Source organism: Agromyces mangrovi, from assembly GCF_030296695.1.
Classification (GTDB): Bacteria; Actinomycetota; Actinomycetes; order Actinomycetales; family Microbacteriaceae; genus Agromyces; species Agromyces mangrovi.
In genome coordinates, this window is sequence record NZ_AP027737.1 from 1,729,958 (window position 1) to 1,749,201 (window position 19,244).

At 73.4% G+C, this 19,244-nt stretch carries 18 protein-coding genes and 2 pseudogenes; 9 read left to right on the top strand and 11 right to left on the bottom strand.

From position 1 onward, the window contains the following. Positions 1-3 precede the first annotated feature (3 nt). Complete coding sequence (locus QUE38_RS08195) at positions 4-492, bottom strand: helix-turn-helix transcriptional regulator (RefSeq protein WP_286311459.1); 489 nt, start codon at positions 490-492, stop codon at positions 4-6. A gap of 9 nt (positions 493-501) precedes the next feature. Beyond that, positions 502-891 carry a DUF1294 domain-containing protein gene (locus QUE38_RS08200; RefSeq protein ID WP_286311460.1) on the bottom strand — a complete coding sequence of 130 codons (390 nt, stop codon included), beginning with the start codon at positions 889-891 and terminating at the stop codon, positions 502-504. A 44-nt stretch (positions 892-935) separates the two neighbouring features. Between QUE38_RS08200 and QUE38_RS08205 the strand changes: the two genes are divergently transcribed. The 3 genes from QUE38_RS08205 (at position 936) to QUE38_RS08215 (ending at position 3,379) form a co-directional block, all read left to right on the top strand. After that, positions 936-1,856 carry an EamA family transporter gene (locus tag QUE38_RS08205; RefSeq protein WP_286311461.1) on the top strand — a complete coding sequence of 307 codons (921 nt, stop codon included), beginning with the start codon at positions 936-938 and terminating at the stop codon, positions 1,854-1,856. A gap of 102 nt (positions 1,857-1,958) precedes the next feature. Then, positions 1,959-2,567 carry a DUF2087 domain-containing protein gene (locus tag QUE38_RS08210; RefSeq protein ID WP_286311463.1) on the top strand — a complete coding sequence of 203 codons (609 nt, stop codon included), beginning with the start codon at positions 1,959-1,961 and terminating at the stop codon, positions 2,565-2,567. Next, entirely contained in the window at positions 2,564-3,379 is an 816-nt protein-coding gene (locus QUE38_RS08215) for a maleylpyruvate isomerase N-terminal domain-containing protein (protein WP_286311465.1), read from the top strand. Before QUE38_RS08210 ends, QUE38_RS08215 begins: the two co-directional genes overlap by 4 nt. Before the next feature lie 61 nt (positions 3,380-3,440). On the opposite strand, the gene QUE38_RS08220 is transcribed toward QUE38_RS08215, so the two are convergent. Together QUE38_RS08220 and QUE38_RS08225 are read right to left on the bottom strand one after the other, a co-directional pair. Then, the gene (locus tag QUE38_RS08220) at positions 3,441-4,607 is read right to left on the bottom strand and encodes a leucyl aminopeptidase family protein (protein ID WP_350227638.1); all 1,167 of its coding nucleotides are present in this window, start codon (positions 4,605-4,607) and stop codon (positions 3,441-3,443) included. After that, positions 4,511-4,957 (bottom strand): M17 family peptidase N-terminal domain-containing protein, encoded by a 447-nt coding sequence (locus QUE38_RS08225; RefSeq protein ID WP_286311467.1) that lies wholly within the window; start codon positions 4,955-4,957, stop codon positions 4,511-4,513. The genes QUE38_RS08220 and QUE38_RS08225 overlap by 97 nt, the downstream gene beginning before the upstream one ends. Positions 4,958-5,061: 104 nt before the next feature. On the opposite strand from QUE38_RS08225, the gene QUE38_RS08230 reads away from it, so the two are divergent. The 3 genes and pseudogenes from QUE38_RS08230 to QUE38_RS17550 form a co-directional block, all read left to right on the top strand. Then, positions 5,062-6,627 (top strand): SLC13 family permease, encoded by a 1,566-nt coding sequence (locus tag QUE38_RS08230; protein ID WP_286311469.1) that lies wholly within the window; start codon positions 5,062-5,064, stop codon positions 6,625-6,627. A gap of 3 nt (positions 6,628-6,630) precedes the next feature. Beyond that, positions 6,631-7,254, top strand: a complete 624-nt coding sequence (locus QUE38_RS08235; RefSeq protein WP_286311470.1) for a DUF2510 domain-containing protein — start codon at positions 6,631-6,633, stop codon at positions 7,252-7,254. Between the two features lie 28 nt (positions 7,255-7,282). After that, positions 7,283-8,029 (top strand): annotated as a pseudogene (locus QUE38_RS17550) (oxygenase MpaB family protein); the annotation flags it as partial. 173 nt (positions 8,030-8,202) lie between these two features. On the opposite strand, the gene QUE38_RS17555 reads toward QUE38_RS17550, so the two are convergent. From QUE38_RS17555 to QUE38_RS08250, 3 genes and pseudogenes are all read right to left on the bottom strand, one after another. Then, positions 8,203-8,757 carry a GNAT family N-acetyltransferase gene (locus tag QUE38_RS17555; RefSeq protein ID WP_350227613.1) on the bottom strand — a complete coding sequence of 185 codons (555 nt, stop codon included), beginning with the start codon at positions 8,755-8,757 and terminating at the stop codon, positions 8,203-8,205. A 1-nt stretch (position 8,758) separates the two neighbouring features. Then, complete coding sequence (locus QUE38_RS08245; protein ID WP_286311474.1) at positions 8,759-9,718, bottom strand: AI-2E family transporter; 960 nt, start codon at positions 9,716-9,718, stop codon at positions 8,759-8,761. A 345-nt stretch (positions 9,719-10,063) separates the two neighbouring features. Further along, positions 10,064-12,189, bottom strand: a pseudogene (locus QUE38_RS08250) (S9 family peptidase). Positions 12,190-12,287: 98 nt separating this feature from the next. Between QUE38_RS08250 and QUE38_RS08255 the strand changes: the two are divergent. Next, a complete protein-coding gene (locus tag QUE38_RS08255) occupies positions 12,288-12,707 on the top strand; it encodes a VOC family protein (RefSeq protein ID WP_286311476.1) in 420 nt (139 codons plus the stop codon). Positions 12,708-12,734: 27 nt separating this feature from the next. Here the strand turns inward: QUE38_RS08255 and QUE38_RS08260 are convergent, their stop codons facing one another. The 3 genes from QUE38_RS08260 to QUE38_RS08270 all read right to left on the bottom strand — a co-directional run bounded on the left by QUE38_RS08260 (position 12,735) and on the right by QUE38_RS08270 (position 15,517). After that, positions 12,735-13,418 carry an HAD hydrolase-like protein gene (locus tag QUE38_RS08260; RefSeq protein ID WP_286311478.1) on the bottom strand — a complete coding sequence of 228 codons (684 nt, stop codon included), beginning with the start codon at positions 13,416-13,418 and terminating at the stop codon, positions 12,735-12,737. An 86-nt stretch (positions 13,419-13,504) separates the two neighbouring features. Beyond that, positions 13,505-14,200: an endonuclease NucS gene (nucS, locus tag QUE38_RS08265; RefSeq protein ID WP_286311480.1), complete on the bottom strand. Its 696-nt coding sequence runs from the start codon at positions 14,198-14,200 to the stop codon at positions 13,505-13,507. Positions 14,201-14,209: 9 nt separating this feature from the next. Then, positions 14,210-15,517 (bottom strand): MFS transporter, encoded by a 1,308-nt coding sequence (locus QUE38_RS08270; protein WP_286311482.1) that lies wholly within the window; start codon positions 15,515-15,517, stop codon positions 14,210-14,212. A 183-nt stretch (positions 15,518-15,700) separates the two neighbouring features. Between QUE38_RS08270 and QUE38_RS08275 the strand changes: the two genes are divergently transcribed. After that, positions 15,701-16,774: a LacI family DNA-binding transcriptional regulator gene (locus tag QUE38_RS08275; RefSeq protein ID WP_286311485.1), complete on the top strand. Its 1,074-nt coding sequence runs from the start codon at positions 15,701-15,703 to the stop codon at positions 16,772-16,774. Positions 16,775-17,240: 466 nt separating this feature from the next. Then, positions 17,241-18,464: an amidohydrolase gene (locus tag QUE38_RS08280; protein ID WP_286311487.1), complete on the top strand. Its 1,224-nt coding sequence runs from the start codon at positions 17,241-17,243 to the stop codon at positions 18,462-18,464. Between the two features lie 297 nt (positions 18,465-18,761). Here QUE38_RS08280 and QUE38_RS08285 read toward each other — a convergent pair whose 3' ends face one another. Next, positions 18,762-19,241 (bottom strand): 2'-5' RNA ligase family protein, encoded by a 480-nt coding sequence (locus QUE38_RS08285; RefSeq protein ID WP_286311489.1) that lies wholly within the window; start codon positions 19,239-19,241, stop codon positions 18,762-18,764. Between the last annotated feature and the right edge of the window lie 3 nt (positions 19,242-19,244).

Here is a 19,244-nt window from a genome sequence, read left to right on the forward strand (position 1 = left end):
CGGTCACCGTACGCCCGGTGCGGCCGGGGTGCCTTCTCCGATCGTGCTCGGGTCGGGCGAGGGGCGGGCAGCGGATGCCGCCGCAGGCGGAGACGGGGCACGCTGCGGGCGCGTGGTGAACATCGCCACGCACGTCGGCATCGACTGCTCGGCCGGGTGGTCGCGCCGCCGGTACGCGCTCGGCGTCTCGCCGACGATCTCGGTGAAGCGGCTGCTGAACGAGCCCAGCGAGGTCGCACCGACGGCCATGCAGGCATCCGTCACGCTCGCCCCGTCACGCAGCAGCGCCATGGCCCGCTCGATGCGGCGGGTCATGAGGTACGCGTGGGGCGTCTCGCCGTAGGCCGCGCGGAACCGGCGCGAGAAGTGCGCGGGAGACATGAGCGCGGCCGCCGCCATGGACGGCACGTCGAGCGGGCGGTCGTACTCGCGGTCGATCAGGTCGCGTGCCCGGCGCAGGTGCGCGAGCTCGGCGAGCTCGTCGGGTGACATGGCTCGACGCTAGCCGAGCAGCACGCACACCGCGACGAACGCGAGCACGTTGACCACGACGGTGATCCAGAACGGCACCCGGAACTCGCGCTTCACGGTCTTGTGCCGCAGCGCCTGCTGGGCGACGATCGCGCCCGGCCAGCCGCCCACGAGCCCCGCGGTGAGCAGCGTCGACTCGGGCGTGCGACGGCGCCCGGCGCCCGCGGCCCGCTTGTCGACCGCGTAGAGCACGAAGGCGACGACGGATGCCACGGCGTAGACGATCCCGAGCCAGGCCGGCGTGCCGACGGTCAGCGCGAGCACCACCCACAGCACGGCGAACAGCGCGATGGGGAGGAACGCGGCGGGCTGCACGCCGTTGCGGCGTCTCTGCTGCGGGCGGCGGGTCGAGTTCGGCACCCGTGCATCGTAGCCGCGGGGCGCGGGCGGCGTATCGTCGATCCGTGAGCACGGGGGAGACGACGGATGCCGCGCTGCGGCGCAGGCGCCTCGCCGGAGCGGGCACGCAGCTCGGCACCGAGGTGTCCATCAACTTCGGCTCGTCGCTCGCGGGCCTCGTGATCCCCGTGGTCGGCTCGTTCGTGGTGGTCGCGGTGCGGCAGCTCGTGATGGTCGCCGTGGTGCTGCCGTTCTACCGCCCGCGCCGCGCCTCGCTCACCTGGCGCCGACTGTGGCCCGCGATCGCGCTCGGCGTGGTGCTCGCGGTCATGAACCTCGCGTTCTACGAATCGGTGCACCTGCTCGGGCTCGGCATCGCCGCGACGATCGAGTTCCTCGGGCCGCTCGGGCTCGCGCTGGTCACCTCGCGCCGCTGGCTCGACGTCGCGTGCGCGCTCGCCGCGGGTGCGGGTGTCGTGCTGCTCATCGGCCCCGGAGCATCCGCCGCCGGTGAGATCGACCCGTGGGGCGTTGCGCTCGCGCTGACCGCCGCCGTCAGCTGGGCGCTCTACATCGTGCTGACGCGCCGGGTCGCGCACGGCCTGCCGGGGCTCGAGGGGCTGACCGTCGCGAGCATCGTGAGCCTCGCGCTGCTGCTGCCGTTCGCGGTCGTCACGTTCGACGCCGGCGCGATCGACTGGCGCGTGCTCGGGCTGCTGCTCGGCGTCGGCGTGCTCTCGTCGGCGCTGCCGTACAGCCTCGACACGTACATTCTGCGGCGCATCACCCCGCGCCTGTACGCGATCATCACGAGCTTCGGCCCGGTCATCGCGGCCGGGTTCGGCTGGCTCGTGCTGTCGGAGACGTTCACGGCGCTCGAGGTCGTGGCGATCGTGGTGGTGTGCGGGGCGGCGGGCACCGCGATCGCGACGCAGCGCGACCGGCCGAAGTCGACGCTCGAGCGCACGGCCGAGACGATTCCGTAGCGGGTCGGGCGTCGGAGGCGGTGGGCGCGGACCGTGGCGTCGGTGCCGCGAAGCGCCGGGCGAGGTCGCGGATGCCGGTGGGCGCGGGTGCAGACTGGGCGCATGATCGTCGGAAGCCCGGACTGGCGTCGCGTCGTGGCGATGCTCGTGGAGGATGACCGACGCACCGCGTTCGCGATGGCGGTGCTCGGCACGACGCGGGCGGAGGTGGAGGCGCGCCTGGGCGGCAGACGCGCGGGTCGGGCACTGCACGCGCTCGCCGAGGTCGCGCTCGTGACGGAGGACGCGGACGGCGTGCTCTCGGCCGACGGCGCGGTGTTCCACGACCTGCTGCACGGGTCGGCGACGGCGCGCGCGACCCGCGGCCCCGAGCGCTTCCTGCGCGGCGGTCGCATCGCGCAGTACCCGGCCGGCGCCGACGACCGGCGGGCGCTGCTCGAGCTCGTCGTCGACCGCGCGATCGGCACGGGCGAGGTGCTCGACGAGGGCCGCGTGAACGAGCGGCTCGGCGACTTCACGGACGACGTGGCGATGCTGCGCCGCGCGCTGGTCGACGCCGGCCTGCTCGAGCGCACCCGCTCGGGGTCGGAGTACGCGCGACCCGACGCCGACGTGCCGGGAGACGCGCGCACCGCCGGTGCGGAGGTGGCGGATGCCGCGCCGACCGACCCCGCCACGCCGACCGACCCCGCCCGCGCCCGCACGACATGAGCGGCGTGCTGCGACTCGCGATCGAACCCGACGCGGCCCCCGCGTTCGCGCGCGCGACCCGGGCCATGTCGGAGGCGTTCGCCGCCGAGGCCGCGGCGATCGCCCCCGGGGCGTCCGTCGCGTCGTCGATCTGGCCGACCGCGGGCGAGCTGGTCGACCACCTGGGGCAGATTCAGCGCTGGGCCACGCAGGTCGTGCGCACCGGCGAGGCGGCCGACCGGCGCGAGCACGCCCGCCCCGAGGCATCCGACCGCATCGCGTGGTACGCCGAGGGTGCCGCCGGCCTCGCCGACGCGCTCGACGGGACCGACCCGGCGCGACGGTGCTGGACGTTCCTCGGCGAGGGGACCACCGCGTTCTGGAGCCGGCGCATGGCGCACGAGGCGCGCAAGCACCTCTGGGACCTGCGCTCGGCCGTCGGGCCGGCGCCGCGCGCACCCGACCAGGGCGGCCCCGCGATGCTCGCCGACGCGATCGACGAGCTCTACGCGGTGTTCCTCACCCGCACGCTGCGCACGACCGGGCTCGACCCGCTGCCGCGTGCGCTCGTGCTGCGCTCGACCGACGTACCCGCCGCCTGGACCATCACGCCCGACTGGACGGTCACGCGGCACGCGACCGCAGAGGCGACCGCCGTCGGCGAGGCCGCGGGCGAGGGGCCGGATGCCCCGACGATCGTGCGCGCGGCACTCGGCGACGTGCTGCTCTTCGTGTGGGAGCGCGCCCGCCCGAGCTCGCTGCCCGACCGGTTCCGCATTCTCGGCGACCCCGCGACGGTCACCGCCTACCTGTCGTCCCCCGTCCACCCCTGACGGCGGTGAGCCGAAGCGACGGATGCCTCGGGCGAACGCGCCGCACGAGGCATCCGCTCGGCTACTTCGCGGGCGGGGTGAAGGTGCGTGCGACCTCGACGAGGGTGCGCGTGCCGAAGCCGGTCGCGCCCTTCGAACGCCACGACTCGTCGGAGTCGACCGCCATGGTGCCCGCGATGTCGACGTGCGCCCACGGCGTCTCGCCCGCGAACTCCGCGAGGAACAGCGCCGCGGTCGTCGCACCGGCGTAGCGGTTCGCGCCGACGTTCGACAGGTCGGCGATGTCGGAGTCGAGGAGCTTGCGGTACTTCTGCTCGAGCGGCAGCTGCCAGAGCGGCTCGTCGGTGGTGCCGGACGCTTCGAGCAGCGAGTCGACGACGGCCTGCGAGGTGCCGAGCACGGCCGCGCGCGACTGGCCGAGCGCCATGAGCGCGGCGCCGGTGAGCGTGGCGATGTCGATGATCGCATCGACGCCGTCCTCGACCGCGAGCGCGATGGCGTCCATCATGACCAGGCGCCCCTCGGCGTCGGTGTTCTTCACCTCGACGGTCGTGCCGCCGCGCGCGGTGAGCACGTCGCCGAGCTTCGTGGCCGAGCCCGACGGCATGTTGTCGGTGCACATCATCCAGCCCGTGACGGCGGCGGATGCCCCGAGCTCGCGCAGCGCGGTGAATGCGCCGAGCACGTTCGCGGCGCCGCCCATGTCCATCTTCATGAGGGCGTGCATGCCGTCGGACGGCTTCAGGCTGATGCCGCCCGAGTCGTACGTGATGCCCTTGCCGACGAGGCCGAGGTGGCCGGTCGACTCGCCCTCGGGCATGTAGGTGAGCTTCACCATGCGCGGCTCGACGGTCGAGCCGGCGTTCACGCCGAGGAGGCCCCCGCAGCCGAGCTCGATGAGCGCGGCCTTGTCGAAGACCTCGACGCCGAAGCCGAAGCGCTCGCCCAGTTCGACCGCGACGTCGGCCAGGTCGGGCGCCGTCAGGTGCGCGGGCGGGGCGTTGGTCAGGTCGCGGGCGACGGATGCCGCGCGCGCGGCGGCGATGCCGGTGCCGACGCCCGCCGTGCCGGCGTCGAGGCCGTCGGCGGCGAGCTGGAGGCGCTCGATCGCGACCTCCTTGGGCTTCGCCTTCAGCGCGGCGAAGCGGTAGCGCGCGAGCAGTGCGCCCTCGACGAGCGCGCGGGCCGCGGTCTCGGCCTCGACGCCCGCGAGCGATGCGACGCGGATGCCGAGGAGGCCTGCTTGGGCACGGCGCGCACGAAGGCGGCGGCGGCGTCGCGCAGCGAGGCATCCGTCTGCTCGTCTGCGGCGCCCGCGCCGACGGCCACGAGAGTGGGGCCGGTCGGCTGGGGGAGCACGAGGGTCTGGCCGGGCTTGGCCTCGAAGCCCACGCGGGCGAGCGCCTCGCGGTCGAGCGCCACCTCGGGCACGTCGCCCTCGGTGTGCACGATCACGCCGATCGCGTCGAGGTCGTGGCCGAGCTCGTCGACGACCTGGACGTCGGCGGCGTCGAGCTGCGCGAGCGAGGGGACGGGGGTGAAGTCGGCGGGGATGAGCCGAATCGGGTCACGGGTCATGTGGGGTCCTCCATCGCGCCCGTCGCGGCGGTTCCACGCGGGCGACCATGACACCCTAGTCGGGGACGCTGTGCGAGCGCGCTGCCGCTCGCTACGCTCTCACCATGGACCCGGTCGCATGGACCATGATCATCCTGGCCGCCGCGGTGGTCGCCTTCGTCACGAACCGGGTGCCCATCGTCGTCGTCGCGTTCGGCGTCGCCCTCTCGCTCTGGGCGACGGGCGTGCTGACGCTGAACCAGTCGCTCGCCGGGTTCGGCGACCCGACCGTGCTCTTCATCGCGTCGCTGTTCGTGGTCGGCGAGGCGCTCGACACGACCGGCGTGACGGCGTGGGCCGGACAGCAGGTGATCGGCCGCGCCGGCCGGAGCCCGGTGCGCCTGATGGTCGTGGTGTCGGCGCTCGCCGCGGTCATGTCGGCCCTCATCAGCGTGAACGGCGCGACCGCGGCGCTCCTGCCGCTCGTGGTGGTCGTCGCCGCTCGTGCCGGGCTGGTCTCGTCGAAGATGCTCATCCCGCTCGCGTTCGCGGCCAGCGCCGGGTCGATGCTCGCGCTCACCGGCACGCCCGTGAACATCATCGTCTCCGACGCCGCCGAGGCCGCCGGCGAGCGGCAGTTCGGGTACTTCGAGTTCGCGCTCGTCGGCATCCCGCTCGTGCTCGGCACGATCCTCATCATGGTGCTGCTGCGGAACGTCCTGCCCGAGCGGCATCCGCAATCGATGGCGAAGGACCTCGGCGACTACGCCGCGACCATCAAGCAGCACTACGACCTGCGCACCGGCGCGATCGACATGCCGCTGCTCGGCGCCGCGCACGGCGCGGTCGAGGTGATCGTCTCGCCGCGGTCGTCGCTGATCGGCGCGCGCGTGTTCCCCGGCATGACGATGCCCGACGGCGACGTCGTCGTGGTGGCGGTGCGCCGCGGGGCCGATGACCTCGGCACGACCGACGAGGCGCTGCGCGCGGGCGACACGCTGCTGCTGCGCGGCGGCTGGCGGGAGCTGCGCGACCTCAGCCGCGGGGGCGACCTCGTGGCGGTCGACTCGCCCGACCTGATCCGCCGCACGGTCGCGCTCGGCACGGGCGCGAAGCGCGCGATCGGCATCCTCGCCGCGATGGTGCTCGTGCTCGCCACCGGGCTGATCCCCGCGGCGGCCGCAGGGCTCCTCGCGGCGGGCGCGGCGATCCTGCTCAAGGTCGTGAGCGTGCCGCAGGCGTTCCGCAGCATCTCGTGGACCACGGTCGTGCTCGTCGCGGGCATGATCCCCCTCGCGACCGCCTTCACCGAGACCGGCGCCGCCGACATGGTCGCCGACGGCGTGCTCGCCCTCGTGGGCGACGCCGGGCCGCAGCTCGCCCTGCTCGTGCTGTGCGTGCTCACCTTCGTGATGAGCCAGCTCATCTCGAACGCGGCGACCGTGCTGGTGGTCATCCCGATCGCCACCTCGATCGCCACGTCCTACGACGTGTCGGTGCTGCCGTTCATGATGGCGCTGACGGTCGCGGGCGCCGCGGCCTTCCTCACCCCGGTCGCGACGCCGGCGAACGCCATGGTGCTCGAGCCCGGCGGCTACAAGTTCGGGGATTACTGGAAACTCGGACTCCCGCTCTCGGTATTCTTCGTCGCGATGGCCGTGCTGTACGTGCCCCTGATCTGGAGGTTCTGACCCGTGAGCGAACCGACCCGCGTGCTGCCGAAGCCCGGCTGGTACCCCGACCCGAACGGCAGCGGTCGCCGGCGCTGGTGGACCGGCCTCGGCTGGAGCGACCGGTTCGCCGAACCGGGGCAGATCGCCGGCCTCTCGCGCAGCGGCTCGACCTCGAACGAGTCGCTGTACGGCGAGTGGATCTGGCTCGTGCTGGTGCTGCCGTACGTGCCGGCACTCGGGATGTTCTTCATCGACTGGCAGCGGTTCATCGCCCTGCTGACCTCGCCGAACCCCGACATGGTCGAACTCGCTCCGCTGCAGTTGATCCTCGACCCCGCCTACCTCTTCGTCGTCATCGGCGGGTGGGTGTCGTACTTCCTGGTGATCGCGTTCGCGGCGGCCGACCGGGCGCGGCTGAAGCGGGTCGGCGTCGATCGACCGTTCCACTGGGCGTTCGCGATCATCTCGGCCAACATCTACGTGATCGGGCGCAGCATCGTCGTGAACCGACGCGCCGGGGCGGGCGGGCTCGCACCGATCTGGGTGCTGCTCGGGCTGATCGCCCTGTCGTCCGTCGTGGGGGCGCTCGTCGGCGTCTGGATCGGCCGCGAGTTCTTCGAGACGGTGTACGCGGTCTACGGCTGATCGTCAGCCGATCGGGGTACCGTCAGGTATGGCCGGTCACCGCGGCGACGACGCGTCCGGCGGGTCGACCAGGTGGCGCCCCGGGCGCACCGGTCGGCGCAACCCGCCGACATGGAGCCGTGCGCTCGCCGAGGGCGACGACGCCGGGTTCTTCGGGCCGGGCAGTGCCGTGTGGGCGGTCAACGGCGCGCTGCCGACGCTGGTCGCGGGCATCCGCGCCCTGCTGCTCCAGACGCTCCACCCCGGCGCGATGGCGGGCGTGGCCGACTGGTCGCGCTACCACGAGGACCCGCTCGGCCGGCTCGACGGCACGGTGCGCTGGATCGCGGTCACGACGTTCGGCGATCGACGGGCGGCGACGGATGCCTCGGCCTTCGTCTCGCGCCTGCACGAGCGCGTGCGCGGCACGTACGTCGACGCGTCCGGTGTCGAACGCGAGTACTCGGCCGGCGACGAGCACCTGCTGCGCTGGGTGCACGACGCCTTCACCGAGGCGTTCATCGGCGCCCACCTCACCTGGGGCGGGCCGATCCCGGGCGGACCGGACGCGTACGTGCGCGAGTGGGCGACGGCCGGCCGGCTCATGGGCGTGACCGACCCGCCCGAGTCGCTCGCGGCGCTGCGCGCCGAGCTCGACGCGTTCGCGGCCGAGTCGAAGTACGACGAGCGGGTCGCCCACGCGGTCGGCTGGCTGCGGCACCCGAAGCTGCCGGGTCTCACCGGCGCGCTCTACCCGATCTTCTTCGGCGGTGCGGTGGCATCGCTCACCGACGAGCAGCGGCGGATGCTCCGCCTGCGGCGCCCGCGCTGGCCCGCGATCACCGCGACGCGGTTCCTGCTGTGGGGTCTGCGCATGACGGCGGGGAAGTCGCCGAGCGAGGAGGCGGCCAGGCAGCGAGTGGCCCGCCTGGAGGCATCCGCCCCCTGCACTCGGCGGAGACGTAGCCCCTACGCGTCGACGGCCTTCGCGGGCACGTCGCGCAGGTCGACCGACCAGGCGCGCACGCGCACGGTGCCGCCGCGGCGCCCGGGGTACTCCTGCTCGCCCTCGTCGCGGAAGCCGAGCCGACGGCAGAGCGCGTTCGACGGCAGGTTCTCGACCATCGGGAACGCCACGAGCAGCGCGCGCTCGGGGGTGCGGTGCGCCGCCGCATCCGCCACCAGCAGCCGCATCGCGCGGGTCGCGTACCCGCGGTCCTGGTACGGCGTGTGCACGCTCCAGCCCGACTCGAACACCGGCCGGCCGTGCCACTCGTCCTCCCAGTAGCCGACCGAACCCACGGGGTCGGGCACGCCCTCGACCTCGATGCGGAACATGCGGGCGTCGCCCGTCTCCCACGACCGCAGGTAGCGGGCGTGCCGCTTCAGCAGGGCCGCGTGCGACTCGGGGCCGCCGAGGTACTGCGTCATGCGCCGCGTGTTGCTGTGCACGAGCACGGGGAGGTCGTCGGTCGACCAGCGTTCGAGGCTGAGGACCGGATCCCGGTGCGGCGCCGCGGGCATGTCAGCGGCCCTCGGTGCCCGCTTCGCCGGGTGCAGCGGGTGCAGCGGATGCCTCGGGGTCGGGCGGCGGCGCGTCCGCGACCGGCTCCGGTGGGGCGTCCGACGCGTTCCAGGTCTTGATGATCGCCCACGACACGGCCGCGATCGGCACCGACAGGATGGCGCCGATGATGCCGCCGAGGATGGTGCCCGCGGTCAGCGCGACCAGGATGACCAGCGGGTGCAGCTTCAGCGACTGCGCCATCACGACCGGCTGGAGGAAGTTGCCCTCGAGCTGGTTGACGCCGATGACGATCGCGATCACGATGAGCGCCGCGACCGGGCCGTTGGCGACCAGCGCGATGAGCGCCGCGAGCGCGCCGGCGACCGTCGCACCCACGAGCGGCACGAACGCGCCGATGAACACGATCACGCTGAGCGGCAGCCAGAGCGGCACCTGCAGGATCGCGAGGCCCACGCCGATGCCGATCGCATCGACCGCGGCGATGATCGCCGTGCCGCGGATGTACCCGCCCAGCACCGTCACGCCGGTGCGGCCGACCCGGCGCCCGCGCGCGAGCGCCGCGCCGCGGAACGGCGTCAGGAAGAACTCCCAGATGACGTCGCCGTCCTTCAGGAAGAAGAACAGGATGACGACGCCGAGCACGAGCCCGGTGGCGACCTGCGCCGCCGCCGAGACGCCCGCGATGGCGCCCGATCCGAACTGCGCGCTCGTGAGGAAGTCGATGACCCAGTCGATCGAGTCGTCGATGAGCCCTTGGTCGATGGGGAACGGCCCGTCGAGCACCCACACGCGCAGCTCCTCGAACCCCTCGAGCGCCGACTCGTAGAGCTCGTCCCACTGGTCGCGCACGGCGAACACGATGGCCGTGACGAGGCCGCCGAAGACGAGGATGCCGCCGAGCAGCGTGACCCACGCCGCGAGGATCGGCGACAGCCCGAGCCGGCGCAGCCAGCCCACCAGGGGGCCGCTGCCGCCGCGATGATGATCGCGAGCAGCACCGGGATCACGACGAGCTTCAGCTGCACCCCCGCGATCACCACGAGCGACACGATCGCGACGATCGCGAGCAGCTGCACCGCGCGGATCGACCAGCGGCCGAGATGGTCGGTCCAGAGTTCGCTCAGGGTGGGCCGGTGAGCGGATGCGTCGTGGTCGGCGCCGCGCTCAGGGGCATCCGCTCGCCCTGCCGCCCTCGCAGGGGTCGTCGTATCGTCGTCGCTCATCGGGCCTCCCTCGTGCGGCGCGGTCGCCTTCCCCCATCACACCCGAGCCGGGCCCGTGAGGGAAGGGGGTGGACGGATGCTACTCGCCCGACGGGTGCGCGCCCGCCGCGTCGATCACCCAGGCGTAGGAGAACGCGCGCTCGCGCCACGCCTTGTACCGCCCCGAGACGCCGCCGTGCCCCGCGGCCATCTCGATCTTCAGCTGCGCGTCGGCGCCGACGTCGCGCAGGCGCGCGACCCACTTCGCCGGCTCGACGTAGAGCACGCGCGTGTCGTTCAGGCTCGTCACAGCGAGGATCGGCGGGTAGTGCGTCTCGTGCACGTTCTCGTACGGGGTGTACGACTTCATGTAGCGGTACACCTCGGGGTCGTGCAGCGGGTCGCCCCACTCGTCCCACTCGATGACGGTGAGCGGCAGGTCGGGGTCGAGGATGCTGGTCAGCGCATCGACGAACGGCACCTCGGCGAGGATGCCCGAGAACAGCTTCGGTGCGAGGTTCGCGACCGCGCCCATCAGCAGCCCGCCGGCGCTGCCGCCCTGCGCGACCAGGCGGTCGGGCGCGGTCCAGTCGTCGTCGATGAGCTGCTCGGCGCACGCCACGAAGTCGGTGAACGTGTTGCGCTTGTGCAGCTGCTTGCCGTGCTCGTACCAGAGCCGACCCATCTCGCCGCCGCCGCGCACGTGCGCGACCGCGAAGATCATGCCGCGGTCGAGGAGGCTCAGGCGCGGGATGCCGAAGCCCGGATCGATCGAGTGCTCGTACGAGCCGTAGCCGTAGAGCAGGGTGGGCGCCGGGGTGCCGGGCGTGACGAGGTCGCGCCGGTAGACGAGCGAGATCGGGATGCGCGTGCCGTCGTCGGCCGTCGCCCAGACGCGCCGCTGCTCGTAGTCGGCCGGGTCGTACCCGCCCAGCACGGGCTGCTGCTTGCGCAGCTTCAGCTCGCCGGTCTCGACGACGTAGTCGGAGACGGTCGCGGGGGTCACGAAGCTCGTGTACCCGATGCGGAGCGTCGGCTGCGTCCACTCGGGGTTGCCGCGCACGCCCACCGAGAACAGCTCCTCGTCGAAGGTCAGCTCGTGCGGGGTGTCGTCGTGGTTCGCGCCCTGCGGCACGCGTGCGACGGCGACGCGGGGGAGCCCCTCGCGGCGGTACTCGACGGCGACGAAGTCGCGGAACGCGTCGACGCCCTCGAGCCGGATGCGGTCGCTGTGCGGCACGAGCATGCGCCGCTCGCCCTGCGGGTCGTCGGCGTCGACGCTCACGAGCTCGAAGTTCACGGCGCCGTCGTTGTGGAGGATGAGCAGACGGTCGTGCCCGCGCGCGACGGCGTGCTCGATCTCGTACTCGACGCCGCGCACGCGCGGCCACACGACGCGGAACTCGCCGGTCGGGTCGGAGGCGTCCAGCAGGTGCGCCTCGCTCGTGATGTTCGAGCCCGCCTCGATGACCAGGTACTTGCGGCTGCGGGTGAGGCCCACGCCGATCCAGAACTGCTCGTCGGGCTCGTGGAACACCTGCACGTCATCGGATGCCGCGGAGCCGACCTCGTGCCGCCAGATCGTGTCCGGGCGCCAGGCGTCGTCGACGGTCGCGTAGAACACGTAGCGCCCGCTCGGGTCGAAGAGGGCGCCGCCCGCGGTGTTCGGGATCTCGTCGGCGAACTCGTCGCCCGTGGCATCCGACCGCAGCGACCGCAGGCGGATCGTGTAGCGCTCGTCGCCCTCGGTGTCGGTCGCGTAGAGCAGGGTGTCGCCGTCCTCGCTCACGTCGAAGCTGCCGAGCGAGAAGAAGTCGTGGCCCTCGGCCTCGACGTTGGCGTCGAGCAGCACCTGCTCGCCGGGCAGCGAGCCGCCGTCCTCGGGCAGCTGCGGCGGGTCCCAGTCGTCGGGGCCGGTCGCGGGCACCCGGCAGTGGATGCCGTACTGCTGCCCCTCGACCGTGCGCGAGTAGTACCACCACGCTCCCTCGCGCGCGGGCACCGACAGGTCGGTCTCCTTGGTGCGGTGCCTGATCTCCTCGAACAACTGCTCCTGCAGCAGCGTCAGGTGCTCGTTGCGCGCCTTCGTGTAGGCGTTCTCCTCGTGCAGGTGCGCGAGCACCTCGGGGAGTCCTTGTCGCGCAGCCACTCGTACGGATCGTGGAACGTGTCGCCGTGGTGCGTGCGTTCGGTCGGGCGCTTCGGAGTGTCGGGCGGAGTGAGCACGGGTTCAGCGTACGTCGTGGGGTGCGGCCCGGCGAGGGTCGGGGCTCGGCGGGGGCTGCCCGGCCCGGGCCGGCCCGGCGAGGAGTAGCGTCGGAGCCATGACGCAGGGGGAGAGCGGAACGGGGCGCGTGCGGCAGCTGCGGCTGGTCGTCGAGGCCGAGGACTTCGAGGAGGCGCTCGCGTTCTACCGCGACGTGCTGGGCATGCCCGAGCAGGAGGCGTACGAGGCCGACGGCGGCGCGAGGGTCGTGATCCTCGACGCCGGGCGCGCGACGCTCGAGCTCGCGAACCCGGCGCAGACGCGCATGATCGACGACGTCGAGGTGGGCCGGAAGGTGGCCGGGCACCTGCGCGTCGCCTTCGAGGTGTCGGATGCGGCTGAGGTGGCATCCGACCTGTCCGATGCGGGGGCGACCGTCGTGGCCCCGCCGACCGAGACGCCGTGGCGCTCGCTGAACGCGCGCTTCGACGGCCCGGCCGGGCTGCACCTCACGGTGTTCCAGGAGCTCGACGACTGAGACGCCGTGCCCGTGCCGCGGCTCGGGTCAGCCCAGCAGGCGGGCGCGCAGCTGCTCGATCGAGTGCACGACCGCCATCGCCTCGCCCGCCTCGAGCGGCGAGCCGTAGCCCCACTCGACCATGATCGTCGGCACGTCGTTCACGGCCGCGCCGAGCGCGTCGTAGCCGCGGTCGCCGACCATGACGGGGTTCGACACGTCGACGCCCCGCTCGCGCAGGCGGCGCAGCGCCTCGGCGACGATGTCGCTCTTGGCCGAGCGCGTCTCGTCTTCGCTCGCGCCGACGATCACGTCGAAGTGCTGCGCGAGGCCGTGGTGCTCGAGGATCTTCGTGGCCAGCAGCTCGGGCTTGCTCGTGGCCAGCGAGAGCGGGATGTCGCTCATGCCGAGCGCCTCGATGAGGCCCGCCATGCCGGGGAAGACCGGCGCGTGCAGCGCGTGCCCCGCGTAGTGGTCGCGGTAGACGTCGATGGCGTGCATGGTCTGCTCGTCGTTGAAGCCGCCGTGCATGCGCATGGTGTCGGTCAGGGGAGGGCCGACGAACAGGGTGAGCTCGTCGTCGTTCGGAACGGGGAGGCCGAGCGTGGTGAAGGTGTGCTTCAGCGAGTCGATGATGCCCGGCGCCGAGTCGGTGACGGTGCCGTCGAGGTCGAGGAGCACGGCCGACCAGCTTCGGGTCGCGGTCGGCGTGGGGGAAATGGATTCGGACACGGCGGCCATGGTACGCCCGAACGCTGAAAACGCTCTCACCGCGTTCGGGGGTACCCCGCGGCTATCCGGGTGCGTGCCCGGCCGGGTCAGAAGAGCGTCGGCCGCCCGCTGTCGACGCCCTTCATGGCGTCGTAGTCGAGCACGACGCAGCGGATGCCGCGGTCCTCGGCGAGCGTGCGCGCCTGCGGCTTGATCTCCTGCGCGGCGAACACGCCCTGCACCGGTGCGAGCAGCGGGTCGCGGTTCATCAGCTCGAGGTAGCGGGTGAGCTGCTCGACGCCGTCGATGTCGCCGCGGCGCTTCAGCTCGACTGCGACCGATGCGCCCGAGGCATCCGTCGCCAGGATGTCGACCGGCCCGATCGCGGTCATGTACTCGCGGCGCACGAGGCGGTAGCCGTCGCCGAGGAGGTCGATCTGCTCGGCGAGCAGCGCCTGCAGGTGCGACTCGACGCCGTCCTTCTGCAGGCCCGGGTCGACGCCGAGCTCGTGCGCCGAGTCGTGCAGCACCTCGTGCACCGACACGATGAGCTGGTCGTCGGTCTTCGCGTGGGTCACGCGCCAGCGCTCGGTGATGCCGGCGGCGGCCTGCTCGTCGTCGGGCGCCTCGACCGCGAGCGCGCACGGCGGGCTCATCCAGTTCAGCGGCTTGTAGCTGCCGCCGTCGGAGTGCACGAGCACGCTGCCGTCGGCCTTCAGCACGAGCAGCCGCGTGGCGAGCGGCAGGTGCGCCGAGAGACGGCCGGCGTAGTCGACGGAGCAGCGGGCGATGACGAGGCGCACCGTGCGATTCTACGGGCCGGTGACGGATGCCTCCGGCTCGCCCGCGGCCGTGCGCGAGCGCTCGCGCGCGGCGGGCGCCGCGAGGCCCGAGAGCACCATGAGCCCGAGCACGACGAGCAGCCCGTTGAGGATGCCGAACGCCTCGCCGAGGAACCCGATGAGCGGCGGGCCGACGAGGAACGCCATGTAGCCGATGATCGCCACGGCGCTCACGCGGGCGGCCGACTGCGTCGGGTGGTCGGCCGCGGCCGACATGCCGACGGGGAAGCCGAGCGACGCGCCGAGGCCCCAGAGCACGGCGCCGGCCACGAGCATCCAGGTCTCGGTGCCGAAGATGAACAGCGCGAGGCCCGATACGGCGATGACCGCGAGCGCCCGCAGCACGGGCACGCGACCGAACCGGTCGAGCACCGGCCCGCCGAGCACGCGGCCGGCCGTCATCGCGACCATGAACGCGGTGAGCATGAGCGCGCCCGCCGTCTCGTCGAAGCCGTGGCCGTCGACGGTCGCGATGGCGATCCAGTCGTTCGCCGACCCCTCGGCGAACGCCATGCCGAGCACGACCACGCCGATGAGCAGCAGGCGGGGGTCGCCCCAGACGCTGAGCCCCGCGCGCAGGCGATCCGACCAGGGCCGGCGCCCCGGGGCATCCGTCGCCTCGTCGTCGTGCGGGGCCGGGTCGCCGACCTCGTCGCGACGCGGCACGAAGCGCACGGCGATGACCACGCCGACCACGACGACGACCGCGACCGCGCCGAGGTGCACGGCGACCGACGTGCCGAACGAGGTGAGCGCCGCCGCGAGCGCGGCGCCGGCGACCGTGCCGAAGCTGAAGAACGCGTGCATGAGCGGCATGATCGTGCGGCCGATCTCTCGCTCCGCCTCAGCGGCGTCGACGTTCATCATCACGTCGACCGCGCCGTTGCCGAGCCCGAACAGGGCCAGGCCGATCGCGACCAGGGGCAGCGAGCCGAAGAGCGTCGAGCCGATGCCGATCGCGACGAGGCCGAGGGCCGCGGTCGACAGGCCGGTCACCATGCCCGCGCGGGCGCCCATGCGGGCGAGCACGGGCGGCGCGATGATGAGGCCGACGACGGATGCCCCGGAGCCGGCGAGCAGCACGAGCCCGACCGACGCGGTCGAGAGGCCGACGTCGTCGCGGATCGCGGGCAGGCGAGCGACCCAGGCGGCGAGGCCGAAGCCCGCCAGGAAGAACGTGGCGAACATGGCGTTGCGCCACGCGGCGAGCTCGCGGCGATCGCGCGTGCTGCCGGAGGGCACGAAGGTGGGCTGCGTCTGCGGGGCGGGGCTGGTCATCGAATCTCGCTGGAGTGGGGATGGTTCGCCCCGAGCGGGGTCGAATCGATTCGACTAGACTACCCTGTGCACGGAGAACGGGACAAGCGCCGCGATGGCGCACCATGGGTGGACGCCGTCCCGAGGCATCCGCCCCGCTCGCCGCCGTGACTCGCGACCACCACCGCAACCCCCGAGGACCGAATGCCCACCGACGCCACCACCGTCGAGCAGCCCACGCGCTGCACGCTCGCGGACGTCGCGGCGCGCGCCGGGGTCTCCGCCTCGACCGCGTCGCTCGCGTTCTCGGGCTCGGGCCCGGTGTCGGATGCCACGAAGGAGCGCGTCCTCGCCGCCGCATCCGAACTCGGCTACGCCGGGCCCGACCCCCGCGCCCGCTCGCTGCGGCGCGGCCGCTCGGGCATCGTCGGCGTCGTGCTCGAGGAGCGCGTGCGCTCGGCGTTCCTCGACCCCGTGAAGATCCAGATGCTCGACGGCATCTCCGACGCGATCGCGCCGCTCGGCGCCGGCGTGCTGCTGCTCACCGAGACCGGGCGCGGCGCGAACGCCGTGTCGATCGAGGACGCCCCGCTCGACGCCGTCGTGCTCGTCGGCTGCAGCCCGCGCCTCGGCGAGTCGGTCGAGGTGCTGCGTCGACGGGGCATCCCGGCCGTCGCGATCGAGGGCGACCCGGGCGACGACGTCGTCGAGATCGGCATCGACAACCGCGAGGCGACGCGCGCCGGCGCGGAGTACCTGCGGTCGCTGGGGCACACGGATGTCGCGATCGTGACGCTGCCCTTCGACGCCGCCCGCACGCGCGGACCGCTCACCGCCGACCTCGAGCACGCCGGCACCGCCGACACCGCGAGCGAGCGGCTGCGCGGCGCGCGCGACGTGTTCCCGTCGATCGGAGGGCGCGTGGCCGGCGGATCATCGATCGAGGAGGGTCTCGAGGCCGCGCGCGAGCTGCTGCGCGACCCGGCCGGCCGGCCGACCGCGGTCATCGCGCAGAGCGACCTGCTCGCGGCCGGCGTGATCCGCGCGGCCGAGGAGCTCGGCATCCGCGTGCCCGAGGAACTGAGCGTGCTCGGCTTCGACGGCATCCGCCCCGACGGCCTCCAGGCCGACCTCACCACGCTCGTGCAGCCGTCGGTCGCGAAGGGCCGCGCCGCCGGCGAGGCGATCGTGCGCATGCTCGCGGGCGAGCGCCCCGAGTCGGTGCGCTTCACGAGCGAGCTGCACGTCGGCGACACGACGGCGCCGCCGCGCGCCTGACCGCGCTGCCGCCTGACCGCGCTGCCGCCTGACCGCGCTGCCGCCTGACCGCGCCGCCGCCTGACCGCGCTGCCGCCTGACCGCGCCGACCGGGTGAGACGCGGCCCCGAGGCATCCGCTCGACCGCCTGCCGTGCGCTCGCGTAGCGAAAACATGCAGATCTGATGCATGGCGGCGAAAACATGCAACGAGGCGGCGTGCCGCACGGAGTTGCATGTTCTCGCTACGGGCGCAGCGGGCCCCGTGGCATCCGCTCGATCGCCCCGGCGGTGCTCCCGCCGTCCTTCGCCGCGGGAGAACATGCAGATTCGGCGCATCCGCCGCGAACACATGCAACGAGGCGGCGTGTCGCACGGAGTTGCATGTTTTCGCGCGGTGGCGGGTCTGCCCGTGGCATCCGCTCGCCTCGACCCGGGGGACGCGCCGCCCCTGTTCCCGCGCGGCGCCCGCCCCTAGGCTGACGACCATGGCGATCGACCTCGAGGCGTTGTACTTCGACCTGCACGAGCATCCGGAGCTCTCGTTCGCGGAGCATCGCACCGCGGCCGTCGTCGCCGAGCGCATGACCGACCTCGGGCTCGAGGTGTTCGCGGGCATCGCGGGCACCGGCGTCGCCGCGGTGCTGCGCAACGGCGACGGCCCGACCGTGCTGCTGCGCGCCGACATGGACGGCCTACCCGTGCACGAGGAGACCGGCCTGCCGTACGCGAGCGAGGCGCGCGGCGTCGACCCGATGGGGCGCGACGTGCCCGTGATGCACGCGTGCGGGCACGACGTGCACATGACGTGCCTCGTCGGTGCGGTCGAGCGGCTCGTCGACGAGAAGGCGCAGTGGCGCGGCACGCTCATCGCGGTGTTCCAGCCGTCGGAGGAGCGCGACGGCGGGGCGAAGGCGATGGTCGAGGACGGCCTGTACGACAAGGTGCCGACGCCCGACGTGGTGCTCGGGCAGCACGTCTCGGGCTTCCCGGCGGGTACCGTCGTGGTGCACTCCGGGCCGGCGATGGCCGCCGTGAACGCCATCACCGCGCGCATGTTCGGCCAGGGCGGCCACGGATCGCGCCCGGAGACAGCGATCGACCCGGTCGTGATGGCGGCGGCCGCCGTGATGCGCCTGCAGACGGTCGTGTCGCGCGAGATCTCGCCGAAGCAGACGGCGGTCGTGTCGGTCGGCGCGATCCACGCCGGCACGAAGAGCAACATCATCCCGGCCGAGGCGACGCTCGAGATCTCGCTGCGCAGCTTCGACCCCGACGTGCGGGCGAAGCTGCTCGCGTCGGTCGAGCGCATCATCCGGGCCGAATCGGATGCCTCTGCCGCGCCCCGACCGCCCGAGTTCACGTACGGCGAGGACTACCCCGTCACGTTCAACGATCCCGACGCGACCGAGCGCACGGCCGGCGCCCTGCGGGCGGCGCTCGGCGATGCACACGTCGGCGACCCCGGCCAGATCACGGGCAGCGAGGACGTCGGCATCCTCGCATCCGCCGTCGGCGCGCCGCTCGTGTACTGGTTCCTCGGCGGGTTCGCGCCCGAGCTGTTCACGGGCCCGCTCGGCACGATCGAGCCGACGCTGCCGGCGAACCACTCGCCCCTGTTCGCCCCGCTGCCGCAGCCGACGATCGACACCGGCGTGACCGCGCTCGTGGCGGCCGCGCGCGAGTGGCTCGGCGCGCCCGGCGGCGCCTGACGTTGCGGCCGCCTCGCCCCGGCACGTCGTGATCGTTCTGGCACGTCGAACTCGGCGTGCCGGAACGAGTTCGACGTGCCCGTGCGACTGGCACGTGCCGGTCCGGCAGCGCCACCCGGCGCCGGCCCGTCGAAATCACACGGGCCCGTGCTGGAGCGTGTGCCCGTGTGACTCGGACGGGCCCGTGCGATCGGCACGTGCCGGTGCAGGCGTGGGAGGGCGAGCGGGTGCGGTCGGCGTGCCGCGGGCGAGCGGGTGGTGCGGTCGGCGCTGGGCGGGCCGGGGTGAGCTCCCGCCTCAGCGCTCGGGGAGGTCGCGCACCCAGGCGACGCGGCGGCCGCCGCCGGGCGGGCGCATGTCGACGAGCGCGAGCTGGCGCAGCACGAGGCGGTCGCCCTGCTCGGTGCGGGCGTCGGGCTGGTGCGTGATGTGCGGGCGATGGCCCGCGCCCACGTGATCGAGCGCATCGGGCCGCACGGCGACGCGCACGAGCGCGTCGAGCAGGTGCACGTGCAGCGCCATCTCGACGCCGTCGGGGTCCTCGACGAGGCGCACCGGCACGTCGTGCCTCCGGCCGAACATCGCGTCGGCGCCGAGGCGCACGGGCAGGGCGGATGCCTCGGCCGACGCATCCGTGAGCACGGCCGCGACCTCGTCGGCGTCCGCCGGCGCGCGGAACGGCGGAATCACGGTCAGGTGCAGCGGCCACGTGCCGACCGGGAACTCGTCGCCCACCCGCATCCGCTCGACCGGCAGCACCACCACGAAGTACCCCATCCG